The organism is Dermatobacter hominis, assembly GCF_020715685.1.
GTDB lineage: Bacteria > Actinomycetota > Acidimicrobiia > Acidimicrobiales > Microtrichaceae > Dermatobacter > Dermatobacter hominis.
Genome location: NZ_CP085840.1, coordinates 1345440 through 1363702, shown reverse-complemented (window position 1 = coordinate 1363702; position 18263 = coordinate 1345440). Strand labels below are relative to the sequence as shown.

Here is an 18263-nt window from a genome sequence, read left to right as displayed (position 1 = left end):
GGCCGGCCGGCGCATGATCGCCGCCCCGATGGGTAGTCACAGGCCGGATGGAGCCCCCAACGACACCGGTGGTGACGGATGCGTCACACCAGGTTCTGACCGGCACCCCCGCAGCGGGTAGAAACGTGGCCATCGACGCAGATGACTTCTCCGCCGAGCTCGCCCGCCTGCTGCCCCCCTTCCTGGCGGGTCAGCGGTGGTTCGCCGCGGTCGAGCGGCCCCGGGTCCGGATCCGCCGGGTCGACACCCTGGTCGACGGCTGGCCGAGCCTGCTCTGGGTCCTCGCCGAGGTCCGCGGCGACGGCGGCCGCGGGGAGCCGTCCTGGTACCAGATCCCGCTCGGCGCGGCGTCCGAGCGCCCCGACGAGCTGCCCGACGTGGCGCACGTCGGCCACATGGCGACCCCGCGCGGCGAGGCCCACCTGTTCGACGCCCTCGCGGACGAGGAGCTGGCGCTCGAGTTCAGCTCGATCGTCGCCCCCGAGCTGGACGTGACGACCGTGCGGGCCCAGCCCGGGGAGCAGTCGAACACGTCGCTGGTGCTCGACGAGCGCTACATCCTGAAGGTCTTCCGCCGGGTGCAGCCGGGGCCGAACCTCGACGTCGAGGTGACCGAGGCGCTCGGGCGCGTCGGCTACGGCGCCGTCCCCGTGCCGGTCGCGGTGTGGCGCCGGAGCGGGACCGACTTCGCGGTCACGCGGCGGTTCGAGCGCAGCCGCGGTGACGGCGTCGAGCTCGCGACGGCGTCGCTCCGCGAGATGTTCAACCGGCGGCGCCCGCCCCGCGACTGCAAGCTCGACTTCGCCCGCGAGGCGTACCAGCTCGGCAGCGACGTCGCCCGCCTGCACGTGGCGCTCGCCGAGGCGTTCGGGCCCGAGCCGGCCGACGGCGGTTCCTGGGCCGACGACATGTCGGCGCAGCTGCACCGGATCGCGTCGGGCCACCTCGACACGTACCGCATCGAGGAGGTGTACCAGCGCCTGCGGACCGCGGACGACCTCGGCTCGGCCATCCGCATCCACGGCGACCTGCACCTCGGGCAGGTGCTCCGGGTCGCCCGCAGCTGGATGGTGCTCGACTTCGAGGGGGAGCCCGACCGCCCGCTCGACGAGCGCCGGCGGCCGTCGTCGCCGCTGCGCGACGTGGCGGGCATGACGCGCTCGTTCCACTACGCCGCCGGGTTGGCCCTGCGCGAGACCGGCACGCCCGACAAGGAGCTGCGCCTGCTGGCGGACGCCTGGTCGGAGCGGGCCATCAACACGTTCCTCTCCGGCTACGCCGAGGTGGACGAGGTGCACCGGCTGCTGCCGCAGGCCCGCGCGTCGCGCGACGCCCTGCTCAGCGTCTTCGAGATGGACAAGGCCGTGTACGAGGTCGCCTACGAGCTGGCGCACCGCCCCGACCTGGTCGACCTGCCCATCCGGGCCGTCGAGCGGCTGCTCGACTACGACGACGAGCTGCCGGAGCAGCCGCCCGAGGACGAGGACCCCTTCGCATGAGCGCGCCGGCCGGTCCCGCCTCGTTGCCCGGGGCGACCACCGCCACGGCGGACGGGACGGCGAGCCCGTTCCGCGAACCGCCGGGCCCGCCGCCGTCGCCGCCGGGCGATGTCGACGTCTACCTGTTCAACGAGGGCCGTCACCGCCGGCTCTGGGAGCTGCTCGGTGGCCACCTGCTGCCCGGTGGCGGCGCCACCTTCGCGGTCTGGGCGCCCAACGCCCGCCGCGTGCGGGTGGTCGGCGACTGGGAGTACTGGTCGACCGACGACGCCGAGGCGACCGAGCTCCAGCCGCAGTCCTCGAGCGGGATCTGGTGGGGCCTCGAGCCCCGCGCCCGGGTCGGCCAGGCGTACAAGTACGAGATCGTCGGGGCCGACGGCCGGACCACCCTCCGCGCCGACCCGCTCGCCCGGCAGGCCGAGGTGCCGCCGCGCACCGCGTCGATCCTCGCGCCCGAGGGCGCGTTCGCCGTCGCCCGCGGCGAGCCTGCGCCGTGGCGCGACCCGAACGGCCCCTGGCGCCGGGAGCGCGCCGAGCGCAACGCCGGCCGGCTGTCGATCTACGAGGTCCACCTGGGCTCGTGGCGGCGCCACCCCGACGGCAGCTCGCACTCGGCGCGCCAGCTGGCCGAACCGTTGGCCGACTGGGCGACCGAGCTGGGCTTCACCCACGTCGAGCTGATGCCGGTCGCCACGCACCCGTTCGGTGGGTCGTGGGGCTACCAGGTCAGCGGCTACTACGCCCCCGACGCCCGCCTCGGCACCCCCGACGACCTCCGCCACCTCATCGACGTCTGCCACGACCGAGGCCTCGGCGTGATCCTCGACTGGGTCCCGGCCCACTTCCCGAAGGACGAGTTCGCGCTCGCGCGCTTCGACGGCACCGCGCTGTACGAGCACGCCGATCCGCGCCGTGGCGAGCACCCCGACTGGGGCACCCTCGTGTTCAACCACGGTCGCCGCGAGGTGCGGAACTTCCTCATCGCCAACGCCCTCTACTGGCTCGAGGAGTTCCGGGTCGACGGCCTCCGCGTCGACGCGGTCGCGTCGATGCTCTACCTCGACTACTCCCGCGCCGCGGGCCAGTGGGTCCCGAACGAGCAGGGCGGGCGCGAGGACCTCGATGCCCTCGGCTTCATCCGGGAGCTGAACGAGACCGTCGCCACCGAGCACCCCGGCGCGATGGTCGTCGCCGAGGAGTCGACGTCGTGGCCGGGTGTGACCGCCCCGGTGGCGTGGGAGGGACTGGGGTTCAGCCGCAAGTGGAACCTCGGCTGGATGCACGACACGCTCAGCTACTTCCAGAACGACCCGGTCCACCGCTCGCACCACCACCACGAGCTGACGTTCCCGATGGTGTACGCGAACCACGAGCGGTGGATCCTCCCGCTCAGCCACGACGAGGTCGTCCACGGCAAGGGTTCGCTGCTCGGCAAGATGCCCGGCGACGAGTGGCAGCGGTTCGCCAACCTGCGGACGCTGCTGGCGTGGCAGTGGGTGCACCCGGGCCGCCAGCTGCTGTTCATGGGCGCCGAGCTCGCCCAGGAGCAGGAGTGGTCGCACGACCGCGAGCTCGACTGGTGGCTCCTGCAGCACCCCGCGCACCTCGGCGTGAAGGCCCTGGTCGAAGACCTCAACCGGATCCAGGCCGAGCACCCGGCGCTGTGGGCGGGCGACGAGGCGCTCGACGGGAACTTCTGGTGGATGGAGGCCGACGACCCCGAGCGGTCGGTCTTCGCGTTCAGCCGCCGGATCCCCGACGACCACCCCGCCCGCGGTCCGCTGCCCGACGGCACCGTTCCCGAGGAGATGGTCGCCGTCGTCGCCAACCTCACGCCGGTCCCGCGCCACGGCTACCGGCTCGGCGTGCCGGTCGCGGGGGACTGGCGGGTCCTGCTCGACACCGACAACCGCCGCTACGGCGGCAGCGGCCACGAGCTGGTGCCCGACGGCGGCGACGTGCTGACCGTCGACCCCGACACGCCGTGGCAGCGCCAGCCGTACTCGCTGCGGCTCACGCTGCCGCCCCTGTCGGTCGTCGTCATCGCGCCACCGCGCGACGTGTAGCGGCGCACCGCGACGTCCCCCGTGCGGGTCCCGACCGGGGATCCTGAACGGATCCGCAGCGGCGATCGTCCGGAGCTGCGGCGTCGCCGCGACACGCCGATAGGTTGCCCGCGTGAGCTACCCGCCCGGGCCCCCCACCGCCCCCGACCCGGCCCAACCCACCTGCTACCGCCACCCCGACCGACCGGCCGGGGTCGGGTGCCAGCGCTGCGGCCGGCCGATCTGCCCCCAGTGCATGGTGCAGGCCTCCGTCGGCTACCAGTGCCCCGACTGCACCCACGCCCGGCCGCAGAAGGTCGTCTCCGGTGCCGCGGCGTTCGGTCGTGGCGGCGGCGACGTCATCGTCGGCAAGGTGCTGATTGCCATCAACGTCGTCGCGTACGTGCTGATGGTGACCGTCGGCGGGTCGGTGTCGTCGCCCCAGGGGTCGATCTTCGAGCAGGGCGGCACGTGGGCCGGCGGCGTGGCGACCGGCGACTGGTGGCGGGTCGTGACCGGCGGGTTCCTCCACGCCTCGCCGCTGCACCTGCTGATGAACATGTTCCTGCTCTGGCTGCTGGCGAAGGAGCTGGAGCCGTCGCTCGGCCACCTGCGCTTCGGGCTCGTCTACGCCGTCTCGCTCGTGGGCGGGTCGTTCGGCGTCATCGTGCTGTCGCCCGACACGATCGCGGTGGGCGCCTCCGGAGCGATCTTCGGCCTGCTCGGCGCGCTGGTCGTGCTCCAGCTGCGGTCCCGCCAGAACCCGTGGAACACCGGTGTGGGCGGGCTGCTCGTCATCAACCTCGTCATCACGTTCCTCGTCCCCGGCATCTCGATCGGCGGCCACATCGGCGGCATGGTCGCCGGTGCGCTCGCCGGGCTGCTCGTCACGCCCGAGCAGGGACCGAGGACCACGGTCGGCCTGCGCGACGGGTTCCTGGCGCTCACCGCAGTCGGCCTGGGCGTGCTCGCCGTGGTGGCGGCCGGCGCGGTCGTCCCGTACGCGTAGCCGCCGAACTGCAGCCCGCCCCTCAGGCGGGTCCGGCGACCCGCTCCCGCACGACCCGCTGCAGCGCCGACAGGTTGCGGGTCCAGATGTGGCGGAAGACCGGTGCGGCGAGCGCGCCGACCACCGGTCCGCCCAGGTGCCACGGGAAGCGCAGCTCCTCGGTCCAGGAGAACCGCGTGCGGTGGCCGCCGTCGAGCGGACCGAGCCGGAAGGTGCCCTCGCCGGTCACGAGCCCGACGTGGCGGACGCCCATGGCCCGCCCCGGCTCCCACGTGGTGATCTCCATGTGGTCGACGAGCCGCAGTGGCCCCACCTGCGTGTCGCAGTCGAACGCGGTGCCGACGCCGGCGTGCTGCTCGGAGGTGAAGCGGATCGCCCGGGCGTCGGCCATCCACTCGACGTGCCCGGCCACGTCCTCGACGACCGACCACACCTCCGCCGGGGTGGCGTCGAGCTCGATCGCGACGGAGATGCGGGGCATGGCCGCACCCTACGGCGCGTCGCTCACGGACGGCGGTAGGTGCTGACCAGCCCGTCGGACGGCGGCCCGTCGGGCCCCCACGTCTCGCGACGGGCCACCAGCTCCAGTCCGGCGGCCGCCGCCCAGGCGTCGATCTCCTCGGGCGCAGCGACGCGGATCCGCCAGGGGCGGAGCCGGGCCGGGACGCCGTCGCGCAGCTCGACGTGCTGGCCGACGACGACGCCGGTCTCCGGGTCGGCGTCGGTGGCGATGAGGACGACCGCGTCGGCCCGCACCTCGCTCGCCGCCAGCTGGGGCCCGGCCGTCAGGGGCGCCGGGACGAACGCCTCGACGACGAGGTGCCCACCCGGCCGGAGCCGTGCCGCGGCGCCGGCGATGCAATCGGCCTGGGCCCTGGCGTCGGTCAGGTTGCAGATGAGGTTGCAGGCGGCGAGCACGACGTCGAACGGGCCGTCGGGCCACGGTGCGAACGCCTCGGTCCCGTCGGGCGCGCCGACGTCCGCGAGCGCCCGGACGACCTGCGCCTCGGGGTCCTTGGCCGACAGCTGGTCGAGCATCGGCGCCGCCGCGTCGATGCCGGTCACGGCGAACCCCCGCTCGGCCAGCGGCAGCGCGAGGCGGCCGGTCCCGACGCCGAGCTCGAGCACGCCGCCGCCGGGACCGGCCAGCCGGGCCACCTCCTCGACGGCGCCCGTCGTGGTGGCGTCCGCGGGGTACCACGAGTCGTACACGTCGGCAAAGCTGCGGCCGTAGGTGCCGGCGTCGAACGTCGGATCCGGGACGGGTTCCACGGGGGGAGTCTGCCAACCGCGACCGCGGGTGCGGACCACGCCACCCCGGAGGGTCGGTCCGGATCGCGATCCCTCCCGGTAAGAATGAACCGGTGCCGGAGAGGACCGAACCACGAGTCGCGTGGGCCGCGCCCGGCGCGGCCTCCGGCACGGTCGGCGCCGAGCCGAGCGCCGTCGCCCCGCTGGTCGACCGCGGATCGGCCGGACCGAGCGGCGGTGCGCCGGCGGCCCACGGGACGTTCCCCGAGGGCGCAGCACCGTCCACCGGCGTCGCGGTGGCGCGCGGCGACGCCCGGCGCCCGGGTGGCGCGGTCGCCGTCGCCGAGCCGACCTCGGTCCACGACCGCGATCGCACCCGAACCGCCGAGGACCCCGCCGCGGCGCTCGACGGCAACCCGCTTCGGGGCCTGGGCGTGGCCGGAGCCGGCGGCGTCCTCGACGGCTCGTTCGACCTGCTGCGGTTCCGGTTCCGGCGGTTCCTCGCCCTCACCGCCGTCCTGTTCGTGCCCGTGCAGCTGATCGACCTCCTGGTCGCGCTGTCGTCCGGCACGACCGCCGGCGGCGACGGCACCGCTCAGTTCCAGATCGTCGACGCCGGTGGGAGCGGCACGAGCGCCTGGGCCATCCTCGTCCTGGCCCTCGAGGCGTGCGCGCTCTTCCTGCTGGGGATGGCCGCCGGCCACCTCGTCCAGGGGTGGCTCGCCGGCCGGGACGACCCGTTCGGCACGGTCGTCGGCGCGGTGGCCCGTCGGGCCTGGGTGGTCCCGATCGTGGTCCTGGTCGCGGTCGTGGCGAAGTCGGCGGCCGCCTGCTTCGGCGGCGTCGGGTTCTTCCTCGTGGACGCGCTGTTCTTCATCGCCGGCCCGGTGGCGGGCGCCGAGCGGACCGGACCGTTCGGCACGATCGGTCGGAGCGTCCGGCTGTCGAGGGGTGCGTACGGGCTGGCGCTGGCGGTGTGCTTCGGCGGCTTCGCGATCACCTTCGTGCTGCGCTTCGCGCTCTCGCTCGGGCCCATGGCCCTGGTCGCCCTGCTCGGGCTGCCCGACCAGTGGGCGATCGTGCTCGAGCAGGCCTCCGCCCTGACGCTCCTGATCACGATGCCGCTCACCGCGTGCATCGCGGCCCGGGCCCACGTCGACCTGCGATGCCGCGTCGAGGGCCTCGACCTCGTCCGGCGCGAGGAGGCCCGTGGCCTCCGGCCCTGAGCGGCTCCAGGGGCACGTGCCGCCGCGACGGCACCGGAGCGTCCTCCTCCTGCTGGCGGTGGCGGTCCTCGTCGCGGTGGTGGGACCGCTGAGCGGCGGCGCCGGCGCGCTCGGACCGGGTCGCGCTCCGGATCGGCAGGGCGCCGACCCCCAGGGCCCGGCGCAGCCGGCCGAGGTGCGCGAGGACGTCCGGGACGTGATGGATCGGCCGGAGTTCGACTACGAGCCGTCGTGGTTCGAGCGGGCGCTCGAGTGGATCGGCGACCAGCTGTCCAAGCTCTTCGAGCCCGGCGAGGGCGAGGTGGGCGGTGGCACCTTCGGCGGCGGCATCGGCGCGCTGTTCGGTTGGCTGCTGCTCGTCCTGGCCGGCGTCGCGGCGATCGGCGTCCTGGTGTGGGTCGTGGCCACCCGGACCCGCCGCGTCCGCCGTGCCGCCGAGGATCCGCTGACACCGGCCGAGGTCGAGCACCGCCGGCGACCCGAGGAGTGGATGGCCGACGCCGAGCGGTTCGAGGCCGAGGGCGCGTGGAAGGAGGCCGTGCGGGCGCGCTACCGGAACCTCGTGCGGGTGCTCGTGGACCGGCGGCAGCTCCCCGACGTCCGCGGCCGAACGACGGGCGAGCTGCGCGGCGACCTGGACCGGACCACGCCGGCCGCCCACGACGACTTCGACACCTGCTGCCTGCTCTTCGAGCTGCCCTGGTACGCGGACGTGCCGACGGGCCCCGACGAGAGCGCACGGTTCCGCCAGGCCGCCGAGCGCGTGCTGGCGGCGACGGCGAACGACCGCTTCGACGCGGTCACGCTGTTCGACGTCACCGGCGTCGAGCGCGAGGTGGTCGACGTCGCCGCGGCACCCGGACCGTCGGAGGGCGACGGGTGACGGCGGCGACGCGGACCGGCGGCGCGGGACGGGGGGTCTGGATCGGCGGCCTGCTGATCGTGGCGGGCCTGGTCGCCGTGCTGGTGCTCACGTCCCGTCAGAGCGCCGGGACGCCCTTCGACGCGTCGTCGTCCGCCCCGGACGGCTACCGGGCCCTCGCGATCCTCCTCCGGGAGCGCGGCGCGGAGGTGCGCACGACGACCGCGGCCCGGGCCGCCGAGGACCCGCCCTCGGCCGGTCAGGTGCTGGTCGTGCCGGCGCCCGAGCTGCTGACCGCACCGGAGCGTCGTGCGTTCCGGGAGGCGGCCGAGGCGGGCGCGGTCGTGGCCACGGGCGGTCCCCTCGTCGAGGACGACGCGTTCGAGGACGGGTTCGGCGACCTCTTCTTCCCGTACGACGCGCGGACGCTGGCCGACACGCCGGCCGTGCCGACCGGCCAGGGCGACTGCGACGTCGACCGCCTCGTCGGGCTCGGGCCGATCGACACGGCGTTCAGCGACCCGGCCTCGGTCCGGTCCGCCGGCGCGGAGGCCCGGCGGTGCTACGGCGACCTCACCGGTGCCTACGTCGTGGAGGAGCGCGTCGGCGAGGGCTCGATCACCACGCTCGGATCGGCGTACCTCTGGGCCAACGCCCGGCTCCAGCCGGCCAAGGAGGAGGGCGGCGAGCCGCTCGACAACGCGGTCGTGGCGCTGCGGCTGCTCGGCCCGACGGCCGACGGCGCCACCACCGGCACGTCGATCACGTTCGTCGACGCCGTCCCGACGGCCGGTGTCTCGCCGGACGGCACGCAGAACCCGATCGACCTGCTGCCCACCGGCGTGAAGCTCGCCCTCGTCCAGCTGCTCGCGGCCTTCGTGATCTACGCCTGGTGGCGGGCACGGCGCCTCGGACCGGTCGTGGTCGAGCGCATGCCCGTCGAGATCGCCGGGTCGGAGCTGGTCGTCGCGGTCGGCGACCTCCTCCGCCGCAAGGGAACCCCGCAACGGGCGGCCGACGTGCTCCGCGCCGACGCGCGCCGGGAGCTGTCCGCCCGCCTGGGCGTCCCGCCGGGCGCGCCGCCGGGCGCGCTGGTCCAGGTCGTCGCCCAGCGGTCGGGCCGGGACGCCGACGCCCTGTCGGCCGCCCTGCTCGACGGCCCCGTCGACTCGGCCGAGGCGCTCGTGCGCCTGGCCGACTCCCTGTCCGACATCCGCCAGGAGGTGCTCCAGCATCATGTCGTCACCTGACCACCCCACGTCCCCCGGTCACGTGCCGGGTGGCCAGCCCGGCCCGCCGGCCTACGCCCCGCCGTCGGGAGCCGTCACCGCGACGGGGCTGGGCCCCCCGAGCGCCTCACCCGACGGCCGTGACCCGCGCGCGGCGATCGTCGCCCTCCGGGACGAGGTCGGGAAGGTCGTCGTCGGCCAGGAGGGGACGCTGTCCGGGCTGGTCGCCGCGCTGCTCGTGCGGGGCCACGTGCTGCTGGAGGGCGTGCCGGGCGTGGCCAAGACGCTGCTCGTGAAGACCCTGGCGCAGGCGCTCGACCTGGAGTTCGGGCGGGTGCAGTTCACGCCCGACCTGATGCCGTCCGACGTGACCGGCCAGCTCGTGCTCGACCGGGCGACCGCCGAGGGGATGAGGTTTCGCGAGGGACCGATCTTCACCAACCTGTTCCTGGCCGACGAGATCAACCGGACGCCGCCCAAGACGCAGTCCGCGCTGCTCGAGGCGATGGAGGAGCGGCAGGTCACCGCCGAGGGCATCGCCCGGGAGCTGCCCGACCCGTTCGTCGTGATCGCCACCGAGAACCCGGTCGAGCACGAGGGCACGTACCCGCTGCCCGAGGCCCAGCTCGACCGCTTCATGTTCAAGCTGCTCGTCGGGTACCCGACGTTCGAGCAGGAGACGGAGATCCTGGCCCGCCACAACCGCGGGCTCGACCCGCACGACGTCGCCGCCGCGGGCGTGCGGCCGGTGGCCGACGCCCGGGACCTGGCGCTGGCCCGCGACCAGGTCGAGCGCGTGGACGTGCAGCCGACCGTGCAGCAGTACATCGTCGCCATCTGCCGGGCGACCCGGGAGTCGCCGTCGGTCGAGCTGGGCGTCTCGCCCCGTGGCGCGGCGTCGCTCCTGCACGCCGCCAAGGCCTGGGCCTGGCTGTCGGGCCGGTCCTACGTCACGCCCGACGAGGTGAAGGCCGTCGCCAAGCCGACGCTGCGGCACCGGATCATCGTCCGCCCCGAGCTGGAGCTCGACGGCGTGACGGCCGACGGCCTCCTCGACAGCGTCCTCGCCACGGTGCCCGCCCCGCGCTGAGCCCGTGTCCGCCGTCCCGCCCCCGGCCAGACCTGGCCCGACGCTCCCGTGAGCCTGCTGCCCACGCGCCGCCTCGCGCTCGTCGCCGCGCTGCTCGCGGTGGCGATGCTGGCGTTCCCGCTCACCGGGGCCGCCGACGACCTGCCCATCGGCTGGGCGGTGGTCGCGGTGACGGCGGTGCTGGTGGCGATCGGGCTGCTCGACGGTCTCCTCGGCACCAACCCCCGCCAGCTGGTGCTCGAGCGCCGGCACCCGCCGGTGATCGAGGTCGGCCGGGAGGGCACGATCACGTGGGTGATCCGGTCGGACGCCCGCCGCCGGCTGCGGGTGCGGGTGGCCGACGAGCTGGCGCCGTCGCTGCACGCCGCCGCCCGGCGGTTCGACCTCGTGGTGCCGGGCGGCGACTCCGTGCGGACCTCCACCCGCCTCCGACCCAGCCGGCGCGGCCGCTTCGAGCTCGACGTGCTGACGGTGCGGATCGAGGGGCGCCTCGGGCTCGGAGCCCGGCAGCGGTCGGTGCCGATGCCGACCGTGCTCCGCGTCCACCCCGCGTTCCCGTCGCGCGAGGAGGCCGAGATCCGGATCCGGCGGGCCCGCATCCTCGAGGTCGGGCTCCGCTCGGCGCGCGGCCTCGGCAGCGGCACCGAGTTCGAGCAGCTGCGCGAGTACGGCCCCGACGACGAGTTCCGCCGCATCGACTGGACGGCCACGGCGCGGGCCGGCAAGCCGATCGTCCGCACGTACCGCGCCGAGCGGAACCAGAGCGTGATCGTGATGCTCGACAACGGCCGGATCATGGCCGGCAAGGTCGACGGCGTCCCGAGGATCGAGCACGGCATGGACGCCGCGATGATGCTCACCGCGGTCGCCACCCGCCTCGGCGACCGGTGCGGGCTGGTCGCGTTCGACCGGCGCGTGCGGGCCGTCGTGCCGCCGGCGCGGCACCACGACCAGGTCGGCCGCGTGAGCGAGGCCCTCTACCGGCTCGAGCCCGAGCTCGCGGAGTCCGACTACACCGGCGCCTTCGCCGAGGTCGTGGCCCGGTACCGCCGGCGGGCGATGCTCGTCGTCCTCACCGACCTGAACGAGCAGGCCGTGGCCGACTCGGTCCTGCCGGCCCTGCCGCTCGTGACCCGGACGCACCTCGTCGTGGTCGCCGCGGTGCAGGACCCGCAGGTCCTCGAGTGGGCATCGGACCGGCCGTCGAGCCCCGAGGACGCGTACCGCCAGGTCGCCGCGGTCCAGGCGCTCGCCGATCGGCGCCGGACCACCGCCCGGCTCCGGGCCATGGGCGCCACGGTGGTCGACGCGGCACCCGGGCGCCTCGGCGTGGACGTCACCGATGCCTACCTCGTGGCCAAGTCGACCGGTCGGCTCTGATCCGTTCGGCCGCTCAGATCGCCGACAGCGTGAGCGAGATCGCGAACCCCACCGCCACGAGGGATCCGGTGAGGGGGCCCTCGGTCCGGAACGCCTCGGGCAGGAGCGTGTCGGCGACCATCGCCAGCAGCGCGCCGGCGGCGAACGCCTCGACCAGCGCCGCGGCGCTCGCTCCGGGCTCGAGCACCGCGTAGCCGAGCCCCGCGCTGAGGGCCGACACGACGACAACGACCGCCCACATCGCCAGCACCCGTCGCAGCGACCAGTGCGCGATGCGCAGCCCGGCCGACGACGACAGCCCCTCGGGGAGGTTGCTCAGGAGGATGCCGACGAACAGCGCGACGCTCAGCCCGCCCTCGAGCACGGTGAGGCCGAGCACGAACGACTCGGGGATGCCGTCGAGCACCGAGCCCATGACGATCGCCAGCGGCGAGCCGTCGGCCTGGGCCCCGGCGGGGTCCTTGCGGTCCCCGCCGCCGCGACGGGCCAGCACCCAGTCGCCGAGCGTGAAGGTGGCGGCGCCGACGAGCGTGAGGAGCCCGACGGGCGCGACGTCGGTGTGGGCCAGCGCGTCGTCGATCAGCTCGAACGAGACGGAACCGATGAGCAGGCCCGCACCCAGCGCCATCACGACCGCGAGCAGGCGGTCGCCGGGGGTCCGGACGTAGGCGATGAGCGCGCCGACGACGAGCGCCGATGCCCCGACCGCCCCCCACAGTGCTGCCACGACCATCTGGCGGGACGCTAGCGGTCGGCCCCGCCGTGGCTCAGGTGGCGCTGATGACCATCCGCATCCGCCAAGGGCCGGTGCCGAACTCCTCCCTGCGGAGCGCCACCGGGTCGTACCGACCGACCTTGACGGCGTAGCGCTCGGAGTCGGGCAGGCCCGAGACCTGGAAGTCGAAGCGCGGGAAGCCGCCCGCCGCGCCGTCCCGGGCCACGACGGGTGCGCCGTCGCGCAGCTCGCTCCCCGGCACGACGAAGGTGCAGGCGCCGAGCGTGCCCGTGGCCACGGTGCGGCCCGAGGCGTCCTGCACGGTCACGGTCGCCCCGATCGTCACGTCCGCCAGCGGTCCCAGCCCCCGACAGGCGGGCGCGATGCCGTTCCAGTGCTGCACCTGCTGGAGCGCCACGGTCCCCGACAGCGTCCGCGTGCCCGGCGTCGCCGGCCGTGTGGTGGTCGTCGCGGGCGCCTTGGTGGTCGCCGGCGCCACCGTGGTCGACGACCGGTGCGGCGCCGTGGTCGGGGCGGTCGACGGCGTCGCCGGTCGCGTGGTCGTGGCGCCCTCGACCTGCACGGGGACCGCCGCCCCGGGTGCCGAGGTGGTCGTCTCGGTGCGGGCCGAGCGGCGATCGGCGGTCTCGCGGAGGTCCTGCTGGTTACTCCGGTAGTTCCAGAACCCGAGGGCGACGATGAACACGAGGATCGCGATCGCCACGGGCACGACCCGCCCGGGTCCGACGCCGCGCTCGGCCGCTGCTCCGTCGTCCTCGCCGTCGGCCTCGCCCTCGGGGGTCCCCGCGGGCGCCAGGACCAACGCGTCGGCCGGGTCGTCACGGGCGGGCGACTCGCCCGCGGCGGTGACCGCCGCGGCACCGACGATGCCCGCACCGACCGGCGGCGTGGGCTGGTCCGGGTTCGTCCTGGGCGGGGTCGGCGGCGCAGCCGGCAGGGGCGCGGCGGGAGGGGGCGCAGCCGGTCCGACCGCGGCGAGCGCGGCGACGATGGCACCGATCCCCGTGACCGGTCCGCGGACCTGCACGGCGCGACCGTCGGTCGCGGCGACGCGGATCGTGCGCTCCGAGGCGCCGGCACCGACCTCCTCGACCCGGGCCAGCTCGTCGAACGCGATCGCTCGCGACGGCACAGAGCCCACCATCGGTCGGAGCTCGAACGAAGACGCGCCGACGAGCACCTCCGACTCGAGCCACGGCCCGTCGGGGTCCTCGCGCGCCCAGTACGTCATCTCGGCCACGTCCCCAAACGCTGCGGTCCTTCCCTCTTCCGCGAGCCAGTCTGTTCGGGCGGGACGCGGTCCGGCAACCGTAGGCCCGGTCACGCCCCCCGGGAACCACCCGCCCCTCGACGCCGGGCGGGCGCGGGACGGCCTCGCCCTCAGCCGCCGCCGTCGTGCACGCCGGCGGCGGGAGCAGGAGCGGCGTTCGCCGGAGCGAGCACGTCCGGCTCGACGGCCCTGCGCCGGTCCCCGGTCCGCTGCGCCTCCTCGCCGAGGAGGCCGGTGGACCCGTCGGCGACCGCGCGGGCTGCCCAGCGCGACCACGTAGGTGGTGAACAGGACCAGCACCGCGACGCCGATCGCCACCCGCATGGCCGTGGGCAGGTCCGACGGGGTCACGAAGCCCTCGATGAACCCCGCGATCGTGAAGCACCCGACCAGGCCGATCACGATCACCACGGAGCGGAGGCCCGCGTCCTTGAGCGCGGCGGCCCGGGTGCGGTCGCCCGGCGCGATGAACGCCCACGAGATCTGCAGGCCGGCGCCGCCGGCGATCAGGATCGACGCGATCTCGAGCAGGCCGTGGGGGAGGATCAGCCCCCAGAACTGCGGGCCCTCACCGGCGTGGTGCATCACCGCGCCCATCACACCCACGTTGAGCCCGTTGAGGAAGAGCACGCTGACCGGCCCGATCACCGGCACGACCCCGAGCGCGAATGTCAGGAACGCCACGAACGCGTTGTTCACCGTCACCTGGCCCGCGAAGTTCTGCGCGGCGTCGGACCGGTAGTACTCGGCGAAGTCCCGCTCCGCGATGACCTGCTGGAGCTCCGGCGGGATGCTCGCGTCGAGGGCCTGCGGCGAGTTGGCCAGCCAGACGCCGATGCCCACGGCGGGGATCAGGAAGCACAGGGTCGCGGCCAGGACGAAGCGCCGGCTGTACCAGACCGCCGCCGGGAACGTCCGGGTCACGAACGTGGCCGCCGCCCGGGCGGGGTTGGCGCGGGTGCGGTAGATCACGACCCGGGCCTCGCCGAGCAGCTGGCTCAGCCGGGCGTTGAGCTCCGGATCGGCGTACGTCGTGCGGGCGTGGCTCAGCTGCGCCGACACCCGCTGATACAGGGCCACGAGCTCGGCGATCTCGTCGTCGCTCAGCGGGTAGCGCGACGACCGGGCGTTGGCGGCCAGCTGCTGCAGTCGGCGCCACGTCGGATCGTTGCTCTGGATGTACCGGTCGATGTCCATGTCGTCGCTCGACCTCCGGTCGAGTCGTGTGCTGTCCCCGTGTGCCTCGGGCCGGGCCGTGGTGGTCGCTCGACCTCCGGTCGAGTCGTGTGCTTGCCCCGTGTGCCTCGGGCCGGGCCGTGGTGGTCGCTCGACCCCCGGTCGAGTCGTGTCCGTCCGCTCCCACGCTACGGGGCCGTAGCGTGGGAGCGATGCACGCCGGCACCGTCACCCCCGAGGCCGTCGTCCTTGAGCTGCCCACCGCGGGCGTGGCGACCAGGGCGTTCGCCCGGCTGGTCGATCTCGTCGTGCAGCTGCTGATCGCCGCGGTGGGCGGCTGGATCCTGGGCCTGCTGCTCCCGACCGGCCTCAGCCCGGCGCTCGCCGGCCTGCTGCTCGTCGTCGTCGTGCTGCTCGTCGTGCCGATCGCGATGGAGGTGGCCAGCAACGGCCGCAGCGTCGGGAAGGCCATGTTCGGGTTGCGGGCGGTCGGTGCGGACGGCTCGCCGGTCACCACCAGGCAGTCGATGGTCCGGGGCCTGGTGGGCCTCGTCGACTTCTACGCGACCCTCGGCTTCCTGGCGACCGTGACCGCGATGTTCTCCGAGTCCTGCCAGCGGGCCGGCGACATGGCGGCCGGCACGGTCGTCATCCGGAGCCGTCCGAGGACGTCGATCGACGTCCCGATCGCGTTCCACGCGCCGCCCGGGTTCGAGCTCTACGTCTCGACCCTCGACGTCGGCGCGCTCGACGAGGAGGACTTCTCGCTGATCCGCTCCTTCCTCCTCCGGGTCAAGGAGCTCGGTCCCGAGGCGCGGCGCGACCTGTCGATGGAGCTGGCCGAGGGCGTGCGGCGGCGCATCCAACACACGCTGCCGGCCTCGATCGACCCGGAGCTGTTCCTCGTGTGCGTCGCCTCCGCCTTCCAGCACCGCCAGGGCGGGCTGCTCGCCGACGCCGCGCTCGGCCTCGCGCCGCTCGCGCCGATCGGCCCGGCGGTCGCCCCGGCGCCCACCCGCCGGCACCGCCGGGGCTGAGATCTCGACCGGCGCCCCGCCGCCGGACCGATGGCACCCGCCCTCGACTAGAACCCGGTTCCACTTCTGGACCACACTCGCGGGGATGGACTTCGACGACAGCGCCGAGGAGGTCGCGCTGCGGGCCGAGGCCCGGGCCTGGCTCGACGAGCACGCCACCCGCCTGGACCCCGACTCCCTCGACGAGATGCGCACCTACCGCGCGCACACCGAGGAGGAGGACGAGGCGCTCGTCGAGGAAGCGCGACGCTGGCAGCGGACCAAGGCCGAGGCGGGCTGGGCCGCGCCGACGTGGCCGGCCGAGCTCGGCGGACGGGGCCTGTCGCCGCTCCTCGCCGGCGTGTTCGCCAACGAGGAGGCGGCCTACGACGTCGCCGGGCGCATGTTCTCGGTCGGGACCGACATGGTCGGCCCGACGCTGATCGAGTGGGGGACCGACGAGCAGCGGTCCTGGTACCTGCCGCGCATCCTCCGCGCCGACGACATCTGGTGCCAGCTGTTCAGCGAGCCCGGGGCCGGTTCGGACCTCGCGGGCCTGTCGACCCGGGCGATCGAGGACGGCGACGAGTGGATCATCACCGGCCAGAAGGTCTGGACGTCCGGCGCCCACTACTCGGATCTGGGGATCCTCCTCGCCCGCACCGACCCCGACGTGCCCAAGCACCGCGGGATCACCGCGATCGCGGTGCCGATGCGGTCGCCGGGCGTCGACGTCCGCCCGCTGCGCCAGATCGACGGCGCGATCCACTTCAACGAGGTCTTCCTCGACGAGGTGCGGGTGCCGGTCGCCAACACGATCGGCCCGGTCGGTCACGGCTGGGGCGTGGCGATGACGATGCTCACCAACGAGCGCGCCTCGATCGGTGGCGGCGGCATGTACTCGTTCGACCAGCTCGCGCAGCTGGCCCGGGCCATGGGCCGTGACACCGACCCGGTCATCCGTCAGCGGCTCGCCGACATGTACACCCGTGACGAGATCCTGCGGTACCTCGGCTACCGGGTCCGTACCGCCGCCGCCGCCGGCCGCGCTCCCGGGCCCGAGAGCTCGGTGATGAAGCTCGCGGTGTCGTCCCGGTACGAGACCGGTGGCGACCTCATGCTCGAGATCGAGGGCGCCGCCGGCACGCTCGTCCACGACGACGCGCCGTACGGCGGCCGGTTCCAGGACCTGTTCATGTCGCAGTGGGCGCCGCGCATCGGTGGCGGCACCGACCAGGTGCAGCGCAACATCATCGGCGAACGCGTGCTCGGCCTCCCCGGCGACATCCGCGCCGACAAGGGCGTCCCGTTCCGGGACCTGCCCCGCTCCTAGCGCTCGGCCGTCCCCGTCCCCGGTGCTCGACCCCCGTTCTCGGTGCGCCCGTCGTCGCACAGCGACGGTGGGCGCACCCGGAACGGCGAGGTCAGCTGCGCAGCGACATCCGCTGCTCGTAGATCACAGCTCGATGATCCGGGCGGAGCGGTCCGGGTCGCCCTCGCAGTGCTCCCACAGCAGCACGGTCGTGTCCCAGCCGAGGGTCTGCGCCTCCGCGCGCCGGTCGGCGTCCTGCAGGGCCCGTTGGAACCGGTGGTGCCACCGGCGTCCGTCGAACTCGACGATCATCTCCGCCTCGGGCCAGCAGCGGTCGACGAACCCGGTCCGGCCCCGCTCCGACGGCAGGGGGTGCTCGTGCACCGCCGGAGGGACCGACGAGCGATCGATCACGGCGTCGCCGAGCCGCTCCAGCTCCGAGCGCGACAGCGACTCGCCCGGTCCGAGGTCGTCGAGCACCTGCGCCATCTTGCGAACGCCCCGCTTGCCGGATCGGCGGACGCGATCGAGCAGGATCGCCAGGTCGACGGTCCGGTAGTGGCGTTCGACGAGCCCGTGCTCGACCAGCAGTCGGAGGGTGGCGATGTGCATCGGGCCGGCCAGGTCCATCGCCGTCCGCTGCGGGGTGGTGACGGGCGGCAGGCCCGGGATGACCACCACGTCCTCCGGCTCGAGGTCCGCCCGACGGAACCAGCGCACGCCGTTCGGCGGCCGGACCTGCGTCGGTGCGACGAGCAGGTCGACGGTGCCACGGCGGGCCTGCGGGTACCCGTGGAGGCGACCAGCGCTGTCCATGCCGACGGGCGCCTCGCCGGCGTGGAGGTGCGCCGCCCACAACCGTCGCCGCCAGCTGTCCCGATGTCCGCTCAACCCGTAGACCGCAGGGAGCTCGCGGGTCCACCGGCCCGTCCTGACGGCGTGGCGCACGACGGAGTCGGTGGCCCCGAGCGCTACCGCCTGGGCGCGCGTGAAGGTCCCGAGCTGGGCGGCGGAGAGCTGGTTCAGGCCGTCGATGTCCACGGCGCCATTGGCGCACGAGCGGTGGCCGAAGGCCACAGGGGACCGGTCCCCGGTGCTCGACCCCTGTTCTCGGTGCGCCCGTCGTCGCAGAGCGATGGTGGGCGCACCCGGAACGGCGAGG

At 74.7% G+C, this 18263-nt stretch carries 15 protein-coding genes; 10 read left to right on the top strand and 5 right to left on the bottom strand.

Annotated features, from left to right (window positions below; all coding sequences use genetic code 11):
• The first annotated feature begins 125 nt into the window (after positions 1-125).
• The 3 genes from LH044_RS06315 to LH044_RS06305 all read left to right on the top strand — a co-directional run bounded on the left by LH044_RS06315 (position 126) and on the right by LH044_RS06305 (position 4553).
• The gene (locus LH044_RS06315; protein ID WP_227758953.1) at positions 126-1499 is read left to right on the top strand and encodes a maltokinase N-terminal cap-like domain-containing protein; all 1374 of its coding nucleotides are present in this window, start codon (positions 126-128) and stop codon (positions 1497-1499) included.
• The gene (gene glgB, locus LH044_RS06310; RefSeq protein ID WP_227758952.1) at positions 1496-3565 is read left to right on the top strand and encodes a 1,4-alpha-glucan branching protein GlgB; all 2070 of its coding nucleotides are present in this window, start codon (positions 1496-1498) and stop codon (positions 3563-3565) included. Before LH044_RS06315 ends, glgB begins: the two co-directional genes overlap by 4 nt.
• Before the next feature lie 112 nt (positions 3566-3677).
• The gene (locus LH044_RS06305; protein WP_227758951.1) at positions 3678-4553 is read left to right on the top strand and encodes a rhomboid family intramembrane serine protease; all 876 of its coding nucleotides are present in this window, start codon (positions 3678-3680) and stop codon (positions 4551-4553) included.
• Positions 4554-4575: 22 nt separating this feature from the next.
• Here the strand turns inward: LH044_RS06305 and LH044_RS06300 are convergent, their stop codons facing one another.
• Entirely contained in the window at positions 4576-5034 is a 459-nt protein-coding gene (locus LH044_RS06300) for an SRPBCC family protein (protein ID WP_227758950.1), read from the bottom strand.
• A 23-nt stretch (positions 5035-5057) separates the two neighbouring features.
• Positions 5058-5825: a class I SAM-dependent methyltransferase gene (locus tag LH044_RS06295; RefSeq protein WP_227758949.1), complete on the bottom strand. Its 768-nt coding sequence runs from the start codon at positions 5823-5825 to the stop codon at positions 5058-5060.
• A gap of 92 nt (positions 5826-5917) precedes the next feature.
• Here LH044_RS06295 and LH044_RS06290 point away from each other — a divergent pair, with 92 nt between their 5' ends.
• The 5 genes from LH044_RS06290 to LH044_RS06270 are packed head-to-tail and all read left to right on the top strand — an operon-like array spanning position 5918 to position 11591.
• Positions 5918-7030, top strand: a complete 1113-nt coding sequence (locus LH044_RS06290; RefSeq protein WP_227758948.1) for a hypothetical protein — start codon at positions 5918-5920, stop codon at positions 7028-7030.
• Complete coding sequence (locus LH044_RS06285; protein WP_227758947.1) at positions 7014-7913, top strand: DUF4129 domain-containing protein; 900 nt, start codon at positions 7014-7016, stop codon at positions 7911-7913. Before LH044_RS06290 ends, LH044_RS06285 begins: the two co-directional genes overlap by 17 nt.
• On the top strand, positions 7910-9142 hold the full coding sequence (locus tag LH044_RS06280) for a DUF4350 domain-containing protein (RefSeq protein ID WP_227758946.1): 1233 nt from the start codon (positions 7910-7912) through the stop codon (positions 9140-9142). The genes LH044_RS06285 and LH044_RS06280 overlap by 4 nt, the downstream gene beginning before the upstream one ends.
• Positions 9129-10211 (top strand): AAA family ATPase, encoded by a 1083-nt coding sequence (locus LH044_RS06275; protein ID WP_227758945.1) that lies wholly within the window; start codon positions 9129-9131, stop codon positions 10209-10211. Before LH044_RS06280 ends, LH044_RS06275 begins: the two co-directional genes overlap by 14 nt.
• Before the next feature lie 48 nt (positions 10212-10259).
• On the top strand, positions 10260-11591 hold the full coding sequence (locus tag LH044_RS06270) for a DUF58 domain-containing protein (protein WP_227758944.1): 1332 nt from the start codon (positions 10260-10262) through the stop codon (positions 11589-11591).
• Between the two features lie 13 nt (positions 11592-11604).
• Here LH044_RS06270 and LH044_RS06265 read toward each other — a convergent pair whose 3' ends face one another.
• Together LH044_RS06265 and LH044_RS06260 are read right to left on the bottom strand one after the other, a co-directional pair.
• Positions 11605-12324: a ZIP family metal transporter gene (locus LH044_RS06265; protein WP_227758943.1), complete on the bottom strand. Its 720-nt coding sequence runs from the start codon at positions 12322-12324 to the stop codon at positions 11605-11607.
• Positions 12325-12358: 34 nt separating this feature from the next.
• Positions 12359-14794 (bottom strand): stage II sporulation protein M, encoded by a 2436-nt coding sequence (locus LH044_RS06260; protein WP_227758942.1) that lies wholly within the window; start codon positions 14792-14794, stop codon positions 12359-12361.
• A gap of 191 nt (positions 14795-14985) precedes the next feature.
• Between LH044_RS06260 and LH044_RS06255 the strand changes: the two genes are divergently transcribed.
• Both LH044_RS06255 and LH044_RS06250 read left to right on the top strand, forming a co-directional pair.
• On the top strand, positions 14986-15810 hold the full coding sequence (locus LH044_RS06255) for an RDD family protein (protein WP_227758941.1): 825 nt from the start codon (positions 14986-14988) through the stop codon (positions 15808-15810).
• Between the two features lie 85 nt (positions 15811-15895).
• A complete protein-coding gene (locus LH044_RS06250) occupies positions 15896-17122 on the top strand; it encodes an acyl-CoA dehydrogenase family protein (protein WP_227758940.1) in 1227 nt (408 codons plus the stop codon).
• A 123-nt stretch (positions 17123-17245) separates the two neighbouring features.
• On the opposite strand, the gene LH044_RS06245 is transcribed toward LH044_RS06250, so the two are convergent.
• On the bottom strand, positions 17246-18142 hold the full coding sequence (locus tag LH044_RS06245; RefSeq protein WP_227758939.1) for a type IV toxin-antitoxin system AbiEi family antitoxin: 897 nt from the start codon (positions 18140-18142) through the stop codon (positions 17246-17248).
• Positions 18143-18263 lie beyond the last annotated feature (121 nt).